This window comes from Avibacterium sp. 21-586, assembly GCF_026226775.1.
Classification (GTDB): Bacteria; Pseudomonadota; Gammaproteobacteria; order Enterobacterales; family Pasteurellaceae; genus Avibacterium.
In genome coordinates this window covers 547,835-561,912 of sequence record NZ_JAKKOD010000002.1, presented here as the reverse complement: position 1 = coordinate 561,912, position 14,078 = coordinate 547,835, and the positions used below count along the sequence as shown (strand labels likewise).

The window sequence follows — 14,078 nt, the reverse complement described above, 5'->3', positions numbered from 1 at the left end:
TTCTCTTAAGGATTTAAGGAAGGTTAGAAATTTGGCAATTATTTGACGCAACGCGTTTTCTCTCGCCTGATTCCTATAAGGTAGCCCATTTTTAACTGAATGGCATAACCTTGCAATCCCTTTTGTAAACAGGAGTTTTCTATGAAAAAAACGATTTTTACCACCGCACTTTTTACCAGCTCACTTTTCGCTGCGGCAACGTTAGCCAATGCACAAACGTTGGTAAATCCTAACACCACTACGCACACTTACGAATTTACGCAAACCTATGATTTACAAGTGCCAAAAGGCTCATCAGGGACAACAAATTTGTGGGTGCCATTGCCTTTTAGTAACGACTATCAAACGGTGAAATCCATCACATTTGACGGCAATTATCAACAGGCTTACATTACAGAAAATAATCAATATAGTGCCAGTACATTATTTGCCACTTGGACACCAGAAGCACAAAAACGCAATTTAACGGTTACGCTGGTTGTGGAAACCCAAGATCGCGAACCGAAGAAACAAGGCTTATTGAAAGATTATCAAGCGCCAGAAAAAATAGAATATGGCGTTGATGTGCAATCTTATTTACAGCCAACAAAACATATTAAAATTGACGGGATCGTGAAAGAATATGCCGATAAAATTGTAGGAAATGAAACAAATCCGCTCAAAAAAGCAGAACGTATTCATCAATGGATTGTGGCAAATATGGAGCGTGATAATTCCGCATTAGGCTGCGGTGATGGTGATGTGGAAAAAATTCTCACAACAGGTGTTTTAAAAGGAAAATGCACGGATATTAATTCTGTGTTTGTTGCCTTAGCGCGTGCTTCAGGTATTCCAGCTCGCGAAGTGTTCGGCATTCGTTTAGGGGAAGCGGTGAAAATGGGCAAATATTCTAAATCCGCGTTTGGTAGCGCCAAAAACAAAATCGCTAATGAAAATGGCGGACAGCATTGTCGTGCGGAATTTTATCTAGCAGGTTTTGGCTGGGTTCCTGTGGATTCCGCGGACGTGGCAAAATATCGTCTAACAGAGAAGAAAGCGGTGGGAGATAGCCATACCCAAGCGGTTTCAGATTATTTATTCGGAAATTGGGAAGGCAACTGGATTGGCTTTAATCACGCACGCGATTTCACCCTTTACCCAACGCCTGAACTCGCGCCAATCAATAATTTTGGTTATCCTTATGCAGAAGTGGGCGGCGATCCATTAAATTCCTTTGATGCAAAAGAATTTGGTTATGAATTTATCTCGCAGCAACGCTAATCCGAAAGGCGAAAATGCCAAATTTTGGGCGATATGTACCACCGCAGTGACTGCTGCGGTGGCATCGACACTTTGCTGTATTGCGCCATTGTTGTATCTGTTATTTGGCATTTCTAGCACTTGGCTAGTGAGCTTAAATCAGCTGGCATTTTTGCAAATTCCAATGCTCGTGATTTCTCTCATCGCATTTGGTTATGGTTTTTGGCTGCTGAATTTCTCAGGAAAAGTCATTTGTAGCCAATATCTCTCACGCCGTACATTGCAAATTTTATATTGGCTAATAGCGCTGATTATTCTCTTTTTCTTAACTTATCCCTATGTTTTACCTTATGTTTTGGATTATTTAGAATGAAAAAAATCTTACTTTTTTTGACCGCACTTAGCTTTTCATTGCCAAGCCTTGCCGCAGAACGCAAGGTTACGTTGCATATTGAAGAAATGAATTGCCAGCTTTGCGTTTATTTAGTCAATAAAGAATTACGCAACATTGATGGTGTGCAATCGACCAAAGCGAATTTTAATTCACGTTTGGTGAATGTGGTGGCAGACGAGAAAGTGAGTGATGCAATGCTTATCAGAACCATTGATAAATTACATTATCATACTAAAGTTGTAAAACTAGAATAATATGACCATACAAATAAAGGGCGATTACTCGTCCTCTATTTGGTGTATTATATTGAAATAGATTATTATTTTCTCACTGCGATAGCTTCAATCTCTAATCCTACATCTTTTGGTAAACGAGCTACCTCTACGCAAGATCTAGCAGGGAAGTTAGGGTGATTATTTTCTTTAAAGAAACGTTCATATTCTGCATTTACCGCAGCAAAATCATTCAAATCTTTGACAAAAACTGTCGTTTTTACAATATCAGCTACATGCAGACCTGCATGCTCAATAATAGCTTTAATATTTTCTAAAGATTGACGTGCTTGCACAACAATATCTTTAGGCACCTCTCCAGTCACAGGATCAACCGGAATTTGCCCAGATGTTAGTATCAAATTACCGAGATCTACTGCTTGTACATAAGGCCCAATTGCGGCTGGAGCTTGTTCTGTATGGATAAATTTGGTCATTTTATTTCCCTTATGAAGTGAAGTAATGAGGAAACTTCATTTTATGAAATCTTTTTAAAAACTGAAAGCAAAATTTTTTTAAAAGTAACTGGCTTTTTAAAAGTTGGTAGATTTAACATTGAAAAGTAATCCTCGCAGCTTACATTTCAATTGGTTTACTAAAAACATTGCATTTCAGGGGAATTTAGGACTTATCTAATACAGTCCCCAAAAGATAAATAACGAATGAGAGACATTTGATGAAAATTTCTTTTCATAAGTCTAAAACAGGAATCTTATTTTTTGCTAGAATACTTTCCATTATAAATTGCCGGCTTGGTTGAGCGTGAAATTCCAGTGAAAAAGAGAAAACATTCGGTAGCCACAAAAATTGCAAATTATTTGTTGCTCATTATTGTCTTTGCTAGCTTTATTAGCTTATTAAGTCTGATTGTGATGCAAAGTAACAAATCAGATGCGGAATTGATTAATGTCTCTGGCTCATTACGTATGCAAAGCTATCGTATTCTCTATGACATTCAGCATAATCCTCAATCTGTTGCAGAAAATTTGGAACAATATCGTGCTACGCTATATTCCAATACTTTATTGGAAATAAATGATGAGTTTTTTATTCCTTCTAATGTTAAACAGGCATATAAAAATTTGATCGAATGTTGGTCTCGTATAGAGTTTTATGCTCAAAAACTAGATTATCAAGCTTATCAAAAAGAGGTGAATAACTATGTTGAGCAAGTAGATGAATTTGTGTATAACTTGCAACAATTTTCAGAGAGAAAACACGATTTTGCTGCCCTTTTTATTCTTTTTACCATGTTATCCATCATAGTGATGGTTTCTTATGTGGTGTGGTTTACCAAAAAACAAATGGTTTACCCACTAGAAAAATTAGCCTTAGCAAGTACACAGGTACAAACTGGTCTATTTAATCATATTCCTCTTGAGGTGAATAATGATAATGAGATTGGTCGACTTTCCTCTGTTTTCACACAAATGGCAAATGATTTGCAAAAACTTTATACAGAGCTTGAGGAAAAAGTGAATGAGAAAACCCATAAACTCCGCCAAGCTAACCGTTCTTTATCAATGCTTTATCAATGCTCTCAATTAGTTACCACCAACAATATTGATCCTATTGTGTTAAAACAAGTCCTTAATCAAATTAAAGTAAATGAGGATTTAGGTTATATCGAACTCAGTGTTTATGGAGCTGAACATTGGCATATTTATTTAGGTGAAAACGATTTAAATATATCTTTACAGAAAATGGATCTTTGTGTGGAGGGAGAGAAACTTGGTACGCTTTATTGGCAAGCCGATTTACCTGGTCCTGATTTGCGTACAATGCACAATGTGTCACAAATGCTAAGCCGTTCCTTGTATTTCCATAACACACAGCGTCAACATCAACAACTTCTATTAATGGAAGAGCGGTCAATTATTGCTAGGGAGTTACATGATTCATTAGCGCAAGTATTGACATATCTGCAAATTCAGCTCACTTTGTTGAAATATAATTTAAACAAAGAAGAAAAACAAAATAAAGAAAAAAGTCTGACCATCATCCACGATTTTGAACAGGCATTGAATGGTGGTTATGCCCAGTTGCGTGAATTACTTGCCACTTTCCGTTTAACTGTGCAAGAGGCAAATTTGCAGTTAGCACTTGAGCAAGTCATTGATTCTTTACGCAATCAAACTGAAATGAAAATGCGATTAGAATGTCGCTTACCGTCCCAGACTTTTAATGCCCAACAGCTAGTTCATGCCTTACAAATTGTTCGTGAAGCAGCGCTAAATGCGATTAAACATTCTCAAGGCACAGAAATCGAAGTGATTGCACACACCAATGATGACGGTGAGTATGAGCTACTGGTGCGAGATAACGGTGTGGGCATTCGAAGCCTTGATGAGCCAGCAGGGCATTATGGTTTGAATATAATGAATGAACGCAGCACCCAACTCAATGCTATACTAAGCATCAATAATCGTCCTGAAGGTGGCACAGAAGTGAAAATCACGCTACCGAATAAATTATAGAGATGAAGGAATACAATGGAAAATCTTCAACCATTTCATACATTTGGAACAAATGTACAAGCAAAAATGGTGAAAAAAATCACCGCACTTGAACAAATTCTGCCCCTTTGGCAGCAAGCCCAACTACAGCATTTTCCCGTGCTTTTGCTGGGGCAGGGAAGTAATGTGTTGTTTGTGGAAGATTTTGACGGGATTGTGCTGGTAAATGCGCTAAAAGGTATCGAACATCGTCAAGATGATCACTTTCATTATCTTCACGTTCAAGGCGGCGAAAATTGGCACGAACTAGTGCAATGGAGCTTAACACAAGGCATTTATGGTTTGGAAAATTTAGCCTTAATCCCCGGCTGTGTTGGATCTGCGCCAATCCAAAATATTGGTGCTTATGGTGTAGAATTTAAAGATGTATGCGATTATGTGGACGTGTTGAATCTGAATACCGGGGAGATTTTTCGTTTAACTAAGGCTGAATGTCAATTTGGTTACCGTGAAAGCCGGTTTAAACATCAATATAAAGACGGTTATATGATTATTGCCGTGGGACTGAAACTCACCAAAGATTGGCAACCTGTGCTAAGTTATGGCACGCTTTCACGCTTTGATCCTGCCACGGTAACGGCGGAAGAAATTTTTGCAGAAGTTTGTGCCGTGCGCCGTGCAAAATTGCCGAATCCACAAGAATTAGGCAACGCTGGGAGCTTTTTTAAAAACCCCGTCATTTCCACCGCACTTTTTGAACAATTAAAAAGCCAATATCCAGAAATACCAAGTTATCCGCAACAAGATGGCACGGTGAAACTCGCTGCAGGTTGGCTGATTGACCAATGTGGCTTAAAAGGCTATCAATTTGGTGGCGCGGCGGTGCATCAAAACCAAGCCTTAGTGCTAATTAATAAAGCCTACGCGAGCGGTAAAGATGTGGCTAATCTTGCCCATCATATTCGCCAAACTGTGGCAGAAAAATTTGGCGTGTATTTACAGCCTGAAGTCCGTTTTATCGGTGCGAAAGGTGAAATCGATAGTGAGCAATTTATTTCATCAAAACATTAATCATTATTTTCAGAAAGGAAGCAAAATGGAGTTTAAAACAATTTTAGAGACTTTACCTTCTATTGATCACCTTGCAGGCTTAAGTGTACTTGATGGTGAAACCCAAATTCATCACATTCCAGCTATTGCCGGCAAACTTGGCTCATTGTGCGTGTACAATGCTCTTGCACAAGAATTTAACGGAAAATTAGACCGCACTTGTGCCGAAAAAGGCTTGCAACTTTTTGCAGAATATACGCAAGAGGCTAAACAATTTCCGGGAAAACACCCAAATATTGATTTGTTGTTTAGGGTAATCTCAGAAGGCAAAACCTATCGCCTCGTACCTGAAATGATAGAGGGAAAATAATGTCACAAGCCAAACCTTTTCCTATTGGGGTGAATTATTTCAGCATCGTATTAGGTATTTCTGCTTTAGGTATTGCGTGGCGTTATGCGGCAACGATCTTTATTATGCCTACTATTATCGGTGAGAGTCTGATTGCACTTGCAACATTGCTTTGGTTATTACTATTTTCCATTTATATATACAAATGGAAGTGTTATCCAACGCAAGCGAAAGCAGAACTAAACCATCCAATTTTAGGCTGTTTTGTCAGTCTTATCCCCATTACGCTATTATTACTTGCCATAGGAATAAGGCCTTACATCAACGGATTAACTGTGCTTTTAGTTGTGTTTGGCATTGTTGTACAACTGGCATTTTCTGCCTATCGATACGGTGGTTTATGGCGCGGTACTCATCCGCCAGATGCTACTACACCTGTGCTATATTTACCCACTGTAGCCGCCAATTTTGTTAGTGCAACAGCATTAGGCTTATTAGGTTACCAAGAAATCGGACTGTTATTTTTTGGCGCTGGTGTGATTGCGTGGATGATTCTTGAACCAGCAGTGCAACAACGTTTACGAAATTTAACCGAACTGCCAAATCCCATTCGAGCCACGATTGGTATCCAGCTCGCGCCTGCTTTTGTGTGCTGTTCCGCTTATCTTACTTTAAATGGCGGCAATATTGATTGGATTGTGCTAGGTCTAATCGGATATGGCTTGCTACAATTATTATTTTTAATTCGCCTACTACCTTGGATCGGTAAACAATTTAGCCTTGCGTATTGGGCATTTTCATTTGGCTTAGCCTCAATGGCTAGTGTGGGGATTCGCCTTTACGACCAAAGCGAAAACCTTAGCCTTGCTTTGCAATATTTAGGTTTAACTATGTTTATATTTGCTAGTTTTTGCATTGGATTTTTCATTGTGGCGACTTTTAGGTTAATCATTACTAAGCAAATTCCGTAGCTTTTCAATAGGCTAAAATAGCTTTATTTTATTGCTTAAAAACTTAATCAGAATATACGAACTTTTTTATTTGATAATAGTCTAATCCCATAACAAAAGGATAGATTAATCGATGAAAACGATTGACCTTATTACAGATTATGTTATAAATAGCCCTAGAATTGGGCGTCAAATAAGAAGGAATATGATGAACAAAGATACACAAACCCTAATGTTGGTTCCTCAAGGCAGCTTAGAAGGCTATATGCGTGCTGCAAATCAATATCCTATGTTGAGTGCAGAGGAAGAAAAGGAATTGGCAGAACGTTTGTATTATAAAGAAGATCTTGAGGCGGCAAAAAAATTGATTTTGTCTCATCTTCGCTTTGTGATCCACGTTGCACGTGGGTATTCTGGTTATGGCTTGCCGCAAGCAGATTTAATCCAAGAAGGTAACATCGGCTTAATGAAAGCCGTGAAACGTTTTAACCCTGAAGTGGGCGTTCGCCTTGTTTCTTTTGCTGTGCATTGGATCAAAGCGGAAATCCACGAATATGTGTTACGTAATTGGCGTATTGTGAAAGTGGCAACCACTAAAGCACAGCGTAAACTATTCTTTAATCTACGTAAAACTAAACAGCGTTTAGGTTGGTTCAATGATCATGAAGTAGGTATAGTGGCAAAAGAGCTTGGCGTGTCTAAACAAGATGTGATTGAAATGGAAAGCCGGATGACAGGGGCTGATGTTGGCTTTGATCTTCCGAATGAAGATGATGACGAAAGCTTTGCACCAGCGCTTTACCTTGAGGATAAAAGCTCAAACTTTGCTGCAGAACTTGAAAGTGAAAATTATGAAACTCAAGCGGCAGAACAAGTTGCCACCGCGCTTGAAGGCTTAGATGAACGTAGCCAAGACATTATCAAAGCACGTTGGTTAGATGAAAACAAAGCCACCTTGCAAGATTTAGCGGCAAAATATAATATTTCTGCTGAGCGTGTTCGCCAACTTGAAACTAACGCATTGAAGAAACTTAAAAGTGCGGTAAGTTTTTAATCAGAAATAGGGCTAGGTAACTGGCCCTATTTTTTCTAATTGCAACTCACAATTTTTAATTTTTGCCCCTTACTCTTCACCTGCTATAATATTCTTTTTCAATAAAGATTAGCCAATGATGAAATCACATTACATTACCCGAGATGGTTGGAACACTCTTGACAAAGAGTTGAAGTTTTTATGGAAAGAAGAGCGTCCAAAAGTAACTCAAGCTGTTTCTGATGCGGCAGCATTAGGTGATCGTAGTGAGAATGCTGAGTATATTTATGGTAAACGCCGTTTACGTGAAATAGACCGCCGTATTCGCTTCTTAAGCAAGCGTTTAGAAGTGCTGCAAATTGTTGATTATCATCCAAGACAAGAAGGCAAAGTCTTTTTTGGTGCTTGGGTAGAGCTAGAAAATGAGCAAGGCGAAGCACATCAATACCGCATTGTAGGCTGTGATGAATTCGATCCCGCCAAAAGCTGGATTTCCATCGATAGCCCCGTCGCTCGTGCCTTAATCGGCAAAGAAGTTGAGGACGAAGTTAAAGTAAACACCCCTTCAGGCTGGATAACGTTGTATATTAACAAAATTTGGTATGAGAAAAAATAAGACGTTAAACACCGCTTGTTTATACTTCAAATCTAAACAATATCCAATCGTCGTGTAATTCTACGTAATAATAAAAACATCCATGGCCATAATATTCCACTGATGATAGCGCCAAATACTTCTTGCCAATTAAAATCTGCACTATGTAGGAATAATTCGATAATAAAAATACCGATACGGATAGCGATGACAGAGAGAATAACCACAATACCTTGCATCCACAGGGATAAATTACGAATCATTATGTGATTTTTAGCCAGTAAGTAAGCATAGATGGAAAGCACTAATGGGTGAACACCGAGTACTGAGCCGAGGACTAAATCCCACGCAATGCCAAGAACGAAAGCGGTGCCAACATTGACTTTGGACGGTAAGGCAAGCACCCAGTAGGTGAGGACCAGAATAATCCAAGCTGGCTTGAAGTTATATAGGCTCGCAGGCCATGGAGTTATTTCTAAAACCATTGCAATTAAGCAAATCAGTAGCACGGAGAAAATCTGTAGAATTAATCTGCCTTGCATTAGTCTTCCTCACGATAGGGTTGTAATTCAGGATCAACCGGCTCAGATGGTAGTTCTAAAGGTTGATCAATATGTGACTCTTGCGCATCTTTTGATGGTTGCTCGGTATCATTTTCTTCCGTTACAGGTGTTTTCGGTAGATTTCCCTGTGTCTGTGTAGCTAAACGTTGGCGAACGGTATTCCGGACATCTTCGGGACTGATTGTGCCTTTTCTAATATCTTCACTGTTTGGCCAAAGTAATAAAACATAGCGTAAACGTTCTATTGAGGCGAGTGGTTTTGCCGTAATGGTGGCAAAATAATTTTTTCCATCACGTGATACATTTTCCACAATGGCAACAGGGTAGCCTTCAAGGAAGCGTCCACCTAGCCCTGATGTAACCAATAAATCACCTTTCACAATATCTACTGAGCGTGGTACATTGTCTAGAGTAAGCTCATCACTATGCCCCGTACCACTTGCTATCACACGCACATCATTACGCAAGACTTGCACTGGAATGGAATGTGTAACGTCCGTTAACAGCAACACTCGACTAGTGTTACTTCCTACAGAAATAATCTGCCCAACTACACCTTTTTCATCAATAACTGGTTGTCCCACATAAGCGCCATCGTTTTCTCCTTGGTTAATAACCACTTGCTGGCGATAAACATCAGTTTCTGCAGTTAAAACTTCAGCGATTTTTTTGTATTCATCTGTACGTAATGGCGAGTTCAGCAATAAACGTAAGCGTTGATTTTCTACTTTCAGTTGGTCCAATAACAACAAGTCTGCGTTTTTTTCGCGTAATTGTTCTCTGAGGACTTTGTTTTCGATTTGCAATTTGTTGGTATCAACAAGATTGTAAGATACGCCGTCCAATACGGTTCTTGGCGTGTTGGCGAGATAATAAACGCTACCGATGGCGGTTTCCATCACGCTGCGTACTTTGATCATCGTATTGGTTCGCCCGTCAGATAAAATTAATGCGATCGAGGCAATCAATACGAAAGAAAGTCGAATGCCAAGGTAAGGGGCTTTTCCAAAGATTGGTTTCATTAATATTGCTCGGAATATCGCTTAGCAAGAAGTGCAGCCAAAAATATTGATTTTTATGACCGCACTTTTATCGTAATGAATATTAGAAATCATCACTAAAGATATCTGCCCCGTGCATATCCAACGCCTCACCGCCACCACGAGCAACACAAGTGAGCGGATCTTCTGCAACGATAACTGGGACACCAGTTTCTTTTGATAATAATATATCAATATTGCGTAATAATGCACCACCACCAGTCAGTACGATACCGCGCTCAAAAATATCCGCAGCGTGTTCTGGTTGACATTCTTCAAGTGCGGTACGTACTGCTGCAACAATACCATTCAATGGTTGCTGAATGGCTTCTAAAACATCACGTGAGTTTAAGGTAAAGGTTCTTGGCGCCCCTTCTGCAAGGTTGTGTCCGTGAACTTCTAGTTCTTTAATTTCATCACCTTCTTGAATATAGGCTGTACCAATTTCTTCTTTGATGCGTTCTGCAGTTGGTTCGCCAATAATAGAACCAAAAGTACGGCGCACATAGGCGATAATGGCTTCATCAAAACGGTCACCACCAATGCGCACAGAAGAAGAATAAACAATGCCGTTTAAAGAAATCACCGCCACTTCGGTTGTACCACCACCAATATCAATTACCATTGATCCTGTTGCGGTGGAAACAGGCAATTTAGCTCCGATTGCCGCGGCCATTGGTTCTTCAATTAAGTACACTTCGCGTGCACCAGCACCTAAGGCCGATTCTTTAATCGCACGGCGTTCCACTTGGGTTGCCCCTGCTGGTACGCAGACCAAAACCCGTGGACTTGGGCGCATAAAGTTGCCACTATGTACTTGTTTAATGAAGTATTGCAACATTTTTTCGGTTACCGAGAAATCTGCAATAACGCCATCTTTCATTGGACGAATGGCTAAAATACTTTTCGGTGTACGACCGAGCATTAATTTTGCCTCCTTCCCCACTGCTGCAATGCTTTTCATCGATCCTGCACGACCTTGACGAATTGCCACAACAGAAGGTTCATTTAGCACGATACCTTGCCCTTTGACATAAATTAATGTGTTTGCTGTACCTAAATCAATAGAAAGATCGTTTGAGAATAAACCACGAATTTTTTTAAATAACATAAGAATTCCGTTAAAGTAACTGTATAAAAACACTCACGTGTAAATGTGAGAAAAATTGCGCTAAATGTATCAAAAAATCAGCATTGATGACAGATATTTTTTATCAAATATGCTGAAAAAATTACCGCACTTTTATTTTATCCTTTTTACTTTGCAAGAATTTGTTTTAAAAACCGTGCGGTGTGCGAACCTTTCACTTTCGCCACTTGCTCTGGCGTTCCTGTGGCAATAATTTCACCACCGCCACTTCCCCCTTCAGGGCCAAGATCCACAATCCAATCAGCGGTTTTAATCACATCTAAATTATGCTCAATCACCACAATGGTATTGCCCTGATCACGCAAGCGATGCAGCACTTCAAGGAGCTGTTTAATATCAGCAAAATGCAAGCCTGTTGTTGGTTCATCAAGAATATACAAGGTTTTTCCCGTATCACGTTTTGACAACTCAGTCGCCAATTTCACCCGTTGCGCTTCACCGCCTGATAAAGTGGTGGAAGATTGCCCTAGGCGAATATAGGATAGCCCCACGTCCATCAAGGTTTGCAATTTGCGCGCAATTTGTGGAATGGCATCGAAAAATTCACGCGCTTCTTCCACCGTCATATCCAACACTTGGTTAATGGTTTTGCCTTTGTAGCGAATTTCCAAGGTTTCACGATTGTAGCGTTTGCCTTTACACTGGTCACAAGGCACATATACATCAGGTAAGAAGTGCATTTCTACTTTGATCACTCCGTCCCCTTGGCAGGCTTCGCAACGTCCGCCACGCACGTTGAAACTAAAGCGTCCGGGATTATAGCCACGTGCACGGGATTCTGGCACGCCTGCGAATAATTCGCGAATTGGCGTAAATAATCCTGTGTAAGTAGCTGGATTGGAGCGTGGTGTGCGTCCAATTGGGCTTTGATCAATATCGATCACTTTGTCAAAAAATTCTAATCCTTGAATGGATTTATACGGTGCGGCTTGCGCATTTTCTGCACGGTTTAACGCACTTTGCGCCAGTGGAAATAGGGTATCGTTAATCAGCGTAGATTTGCCTGACCCTGAAACCCCTGTAACACAAGTAAACAAGCCCACAGGGATTTCTAAATTGACATTTTTCAGATTATTGCCCGAAGCGCCTTTGAGTTTTAAGATTTTTTCTTTATCAAGTGCGGTGCGTTTTTTGGGAATTTCTATTTTTTCTTTCCCTGATAAGAATTTACCTGTTAGCGAGTCTGGGTTTTGCATAATTTCTTGTGCCGTACCTTGCGCCACTACGCTACCACCGTGCACACCAGCACCAGGACCAATATCAATAATATGATCCGCGCTCAAAATGGCATCTTCATCGTGTTCCACCACAATCACCGTATTACCTAAATTTCTTAGGTGAATCAAAGTGTTAAGTAAGCGTTCATTATCTCGTTGATGCAAGCCAATGGAAGGTTCGTCAAGCACATACATCACACCAACTAAGCCCGCTCCAATTTGGCTAGCTAGACGAATACGTTGTGCTTCACCACCAGAAAGGGTTTCGGCAGAACGAGAGAGGGAAAGATAGTTCAGTCCCACATTGACCAAAAATTGTAATCGCTCTTTGATTTCTTTGAGAATTTTATCGGCAATTTGCGCACGCTGTCCGCTTAGCGTGAGGTTATCCACAAAATTAAAGGCTTCACCAATGCTCTTTTCGGAAACCTCTGGCAGATTTGTTTCGCCAATAAAGACATTGCGTGCTTCAGGGCGTAAACGCGAACCACCACAATCCTTACAAGGACGTGTGCTGATATTTTTCGCCAATTCTTCACGCACGGACATTGATTCTGTTTCTTTATAACGGCGCGCCATATTATTGAGAATGCCTTCAAAACTATGGCGGCGTAACACCACATCGCCACGATCATTCATATACTGGAATTCAATTTCTTCTTTGCCTGAACCGTGCAAAATAATGTGCTGAATTTTTTTCGGCAAATCTTCAAAGGGGCTTTCCACGTCAAAACCATAATGTTTGGCGAGAGAAGTCAGCATTTGGTAATAATAGAAATTACGCCGATCCCAACCTTTAATTGCTCCGCCTGCTAAGGAAATGCTTGGATTTTGCACCACGCGTTTTTCATCAAAATATTGCTGAACCCCCAAGCCATCACAAGTCGGGCAGGCCCCCGCAGGGTTATTAAAGGAAAACAAGCGTGGCTCGAGTTCAGGCACGGAATAACCACAATGTGGACAAGCAAAATTTGCAGAAAACAGCAATTCATCTGCTTTCGGAGCGTCCATATTTGCCACCACTGCCGTGCCGCCAGAAAGTTCTAACGCAGTTTCAAAGGATTCCGCTAAACGGGTTGCCAAATCTGGGCGGACTTTAAAGCGATCCACCACCACTTCGATGGTGTGTTTTTTCTGTAATTCTAATTTTGGTGGATCAGAAAGATCGCAAATTTCCCCATCAATTCTGGCGCGGATATAACCTTGTGCAGCAATATGTTCTAAAATTTTAATATGTTCCCCTTTGCGATCTTTCACCACTGGGGCGAGCAACATCATTCTGCTTTCTTCTGGCAATGCCAGCACCTTATCCACCATCTGACTAATAGTTTGCGCTGTCAAAGGGATGTGATGATTTGGGCAGCGTGGTTCGCCCACACGGGCAAATAACAAACGTAAATAGTCGTGGATTTCCGTGATTGTCCCTACCGTAGAGCGTGGATTGTGCGAGGTGGATTTTTGCTCAATGGAAATCGCAGGGGATAGCCCTTCAATATGATCCACATCTGGCTTTTCCATTAACGATAAAAACTGGCGCGCATACGCAGAAAGGGATTCCACATAGCGGCGTTGCCCTTCGGCATAAAGGGTATCAAAGGCCAGTGAAGATTTCCCCGAGCCAGAAAGCCCTGTAATCACAATCAATTTATCACGCGGAATCGTCAGATTAATATTTTTTAAATTATGGGTTCTCGCCCCACGCACTTCTATTTTTTCCATAATCTTTTCGTCTGTTCAAGCAATTTAAGGTTATTTTGCGATCATTATCGC

At 40.5% G+C, this 14,078-nt stretch carries 14 protein-coding genes; 9 read left to right on the top strand and 5 right to left on the bottom strand.

Annotated features, from left to right (window positions below; translation table 11 throughout):
- The first annotated feature begins 141 nt into the window (after positions 1-141).
- Genes L5B71_RS10420 through L5B71_RS10410 form a run of 3 tightly spaced genes read left to right on the top strand, consistent with a single transcriptional unit; the run spans position 142 to position 1,887 of the window.
- Positions 142-1,260, top strand: coding sequence for a transglutaminase-like domain-containing protein (locus tag L5B71_RS10420; RefSeq protein WP_265758315.1), 1,119 nt, complete (start codon positions 142-144; stop codon positions 1,258-1,260).
- Positions 1,235-1,612, top strand: a complete 378-nt coding sequence (locus L5B71_RS10415) for a mercuric transporter MerT family protein (RefSeq protein WP_265758314.1) — start codon at positions 1,235-1,237, stop codon at positions 1,610-1,612. Before L5B71_RS10420 ends, L5B71_RS10415 begins: the two co-directional genes overlap by 26 nt.
- The gene (locus tag L5B71_RS10410; protein WP_265758313.1) at positions 1,609-1,887 is read left to right on the top strand and encodes a heavy-metal-associated domain-containing protein; all 279 of its coding nucleotides are present in this window, start codon (positions 1,609-1,611) and stop codon (positions 1,885-1,887) included. The genes L5B71_RS10415 and L5B71_RS10410 overlap by 4 nt, the downstream gene beginning before the upstream one ends.
- A gap of 65 nt (positions 1,888-1,952) precedes the next feature.
- Here the strand turns inward: L5B71_RS10410 and L5B71_RS10405 are convergent, their stop codons facing one another.
- Positions 1,953-2,342: a RidA family protein gene (locus tag L5B71_RS10405; RefSeq protein ID WP_265758312.1), complete on the bottom strand. Its 390-nt coding sequence runs from the start codon at positions 2,340-2,342 to the stop codon at positions 1,953-1,955.
- 336 nt (positions 2,343-2,678) lie between these two features.
- Between L5B71_RS10405 and narQ the strand changes: the two genes are divergently transcribed.
- From narQ to greB, 6 genes are all read left to right on the top strand, one after another.
- Positions 2,679-4,382, top strand: a complete 1,704-nt coding sequence (gene narQ / locus L5B71_RS10400; protein WP_265758311.1) for a nitrate/nitrite two-component system sensor histidine kinase NarQ — start codon at positions 2,679-2,681, stop codon at positions 4,380-4,382.
- Positions 4,383-4,397: 15 nt separating this feature from the next.
- Positions 4,398-5,432: a UDP-N-acetylmuramate dehydrogenase gene (gene murB, locus L5B71_RS10395; RefSeq protein WP_265758310.1), complete on the top strand. Its 1,035-nt coding sequence runs from the start codon at positions 4,398-4,400 to the stop codon at positions 5,430-5,432.
- Between the two features lie 25 nt (positions 5,433-5,457).
- Positions 5,458-5,781, top strand: coding sequence for a DUF2322 family protein (locus L5B71_RS10390; protein WP_265758309.1), 324 nt, complete (start codon positions 5,458-5,460; stop codon positions 5,779-5,781).
- Positions 5,781-6,731, top strand: a complete 951-nt coding sequence (gene tehA, locus L5B71_RS10385) for a dicarboxylate transporter/tellurite-resistance protein TehA (RefSeq protein ID WP_265758308.1) — start codon at positions 5,781-5,783, stop codon at positions 6,729-6,731. The genes L5B71_RS10390 and tehA overlap by 1 nt, the downstream gene beginning before the upstream one ends.
- Positions 6,732-6,918: 187 nt before the next feature.
- A complete protein-coding gene (gene rpoH / locus L5B71_RS10380) occupies positions 6,919-7,764 on the top strand; it encodes an RNA polymerase sigma factor RpoH (RefSeq protein WP_265758307.1) in 846 nt (281 codons plus the stop codon).
- A 115-nt stretch (positions 7,765-7,879) separates the two neighbouring features.
- Positions 7,880-8,359, top strand: coding sequence for a transcription elongation factor GreB (gene greB / locus L5B71_RS10375; RefSeq protein ID WP_265758306.1), 480 nt, complete (start codon positions 7,880-7,882; stop codon positions 8,357-8,359).
- A gap of 32 nt (positions 8,360-8,391) precedes the next feature.
- Here the strand turns inward: greB and mreD are convergent, their stop codons facing one another.
- The 4 genes from mreD to uvrA all read right to left on the bottom strand — a co-directional run bounded on the left by mreD (position 8,392) and on the right by uvrA (position 14,027).
- Positions 8,392-8,880: a rod shape-determining protein MreD gene (gene mreD / locus L5B71_RS10370; protein WP_265758305.1), complete on the bottom strand. Its 489-nt coding sequence runs from the start codon at positions 8,878-8,880 to the stop codon at positions 8,392-8,394.
- The gene (gene mreC, locus L5B71_RS10365) at positions 8,880-9,923 is read right to left on the bottom strand and encodes a rod shape-determining protein MreC (protein WP_265758304.1); all 1,044 of its coding nucleotides are present in this window, start codon (positions 9,921-9,923) and stop codon (positions 8,880-8,882) included. Before mreC ends, mreD begins: the two co-directional genes overlap by 1 nt.
- 82 nt (positions 9,924-10,005) lie before the next feature.
- Positions 10,006-11,052: a rod shape-determining protein gene (locus tag L5B71_RS10360; RefSeq protein WP_265758303.1), complete on the bottom strand. Its 1,047-nt coding sequence runs from the start codon at positions 11,050-11,052 to the stop codon at positions 10,006-10,008.
- 146 nt (positions 11,053-11,198) lie between these two features.
- Positions 11,199-14,027: an excinuclease ABC subunit UvrA gene (uvrA, locus tag L5B71_RS10355; RefSeq protein WP_265758302.1), complete on the bottom strand. Its 2,829-nt coding sequence runs from the start codon at positions 14,025-14,027 to the stop codon at positions 11,199-11,201.
- Positions 14,028-14,078: the final 51 nt, after the last annotated feature.

Bases quoted from the DNA above. Each gene is read 5' to 3' on its own strand.
- L5B71_RS10415 (WP_265758314.1), top strand. From the start codon at position 1,235: ATGAATTTATCTCGCAGCAACGCTAATCCGAAAGGCGAAAATGCCAAA.
- mreC (WP_265758304.1), bottom strand. From the start codon at position 9,923: ATGAAACCAATCTTTGGAAAAGCCCCTTACCTTGGCATTCGACTTTCT.
- greB (WP_265758306.1), top strand. From the start codon at position 7,880: ATGATGAAATCACATTACATTACCCGAGATGGTTGGAACACTCTTGAC.
- uvrA (WP_265758302.1), bottom strand. From the start codon at position 14,027: ATGGAAAAAATAGAAGTGCGTGGGGCGAGAACCCATAATTTAAAAAAT.
- rpoH (WP_265758307.1), top strand. From the start codon at position 6,919: ATGAACAAAGATACACAAACCCTAATGTTGGTTCCTCAAGGCAGCTTA.
- L5B71_RS10420 (WP_265758315.1), top strand. From the start codon at position 142: ATGAAAAAAACGATTTTTACCACCGCACTTTTTACCAGCTCACTTTTC.
- mreD (WP_265758305.1), bottom strand. From the start codon at position 8,880: ATGCAAGGCAGATTAATTCTACAGATTTTCTCCGTGCTACTGATTTGC.
- murB (WP_265758310.1), top strand. From the start codon at position 4,398: ATGGAAAATCTTCAACCATTTCATACATTTGGAACAAATGTACAAGCA.
- L5B71_RS10405 (WP_265758312.1), bottom strand. From the start codon at position 2,342: ATGACCAAATTTATCCATACAGAACAAGCTCCAGCCGCAATTGGGCCT.
- L5B71_RS10410 (WP_265758313.1), top strand. From the start codon at position 1,609: ATGAAAAAAATCTTACTTTTTTTGACCGCACTTAGCTTTTCATTGCCA.
- tehA (WP_265758308.1), top strand. From the start codon at position 5,781: ATGTCACAAGCCAAACCTTTTCCTATTGGGGTGAATTATTTCAGCATC.
- L5B71_RS10390 (WP_265758309.1), top strand. From the start codon at position 5,458: ATGGAGTTTAAAACAATTTTAGAGACTTTACCTTCTATTGATCACCTT.
- L5B71_RS10360 (WP_265758303.1), bottom strand. From the start codon at position 11,052: ATGTTATTTAAAAAAATTCGTGGTTTATTCTCAAACGATCTTTCTATT.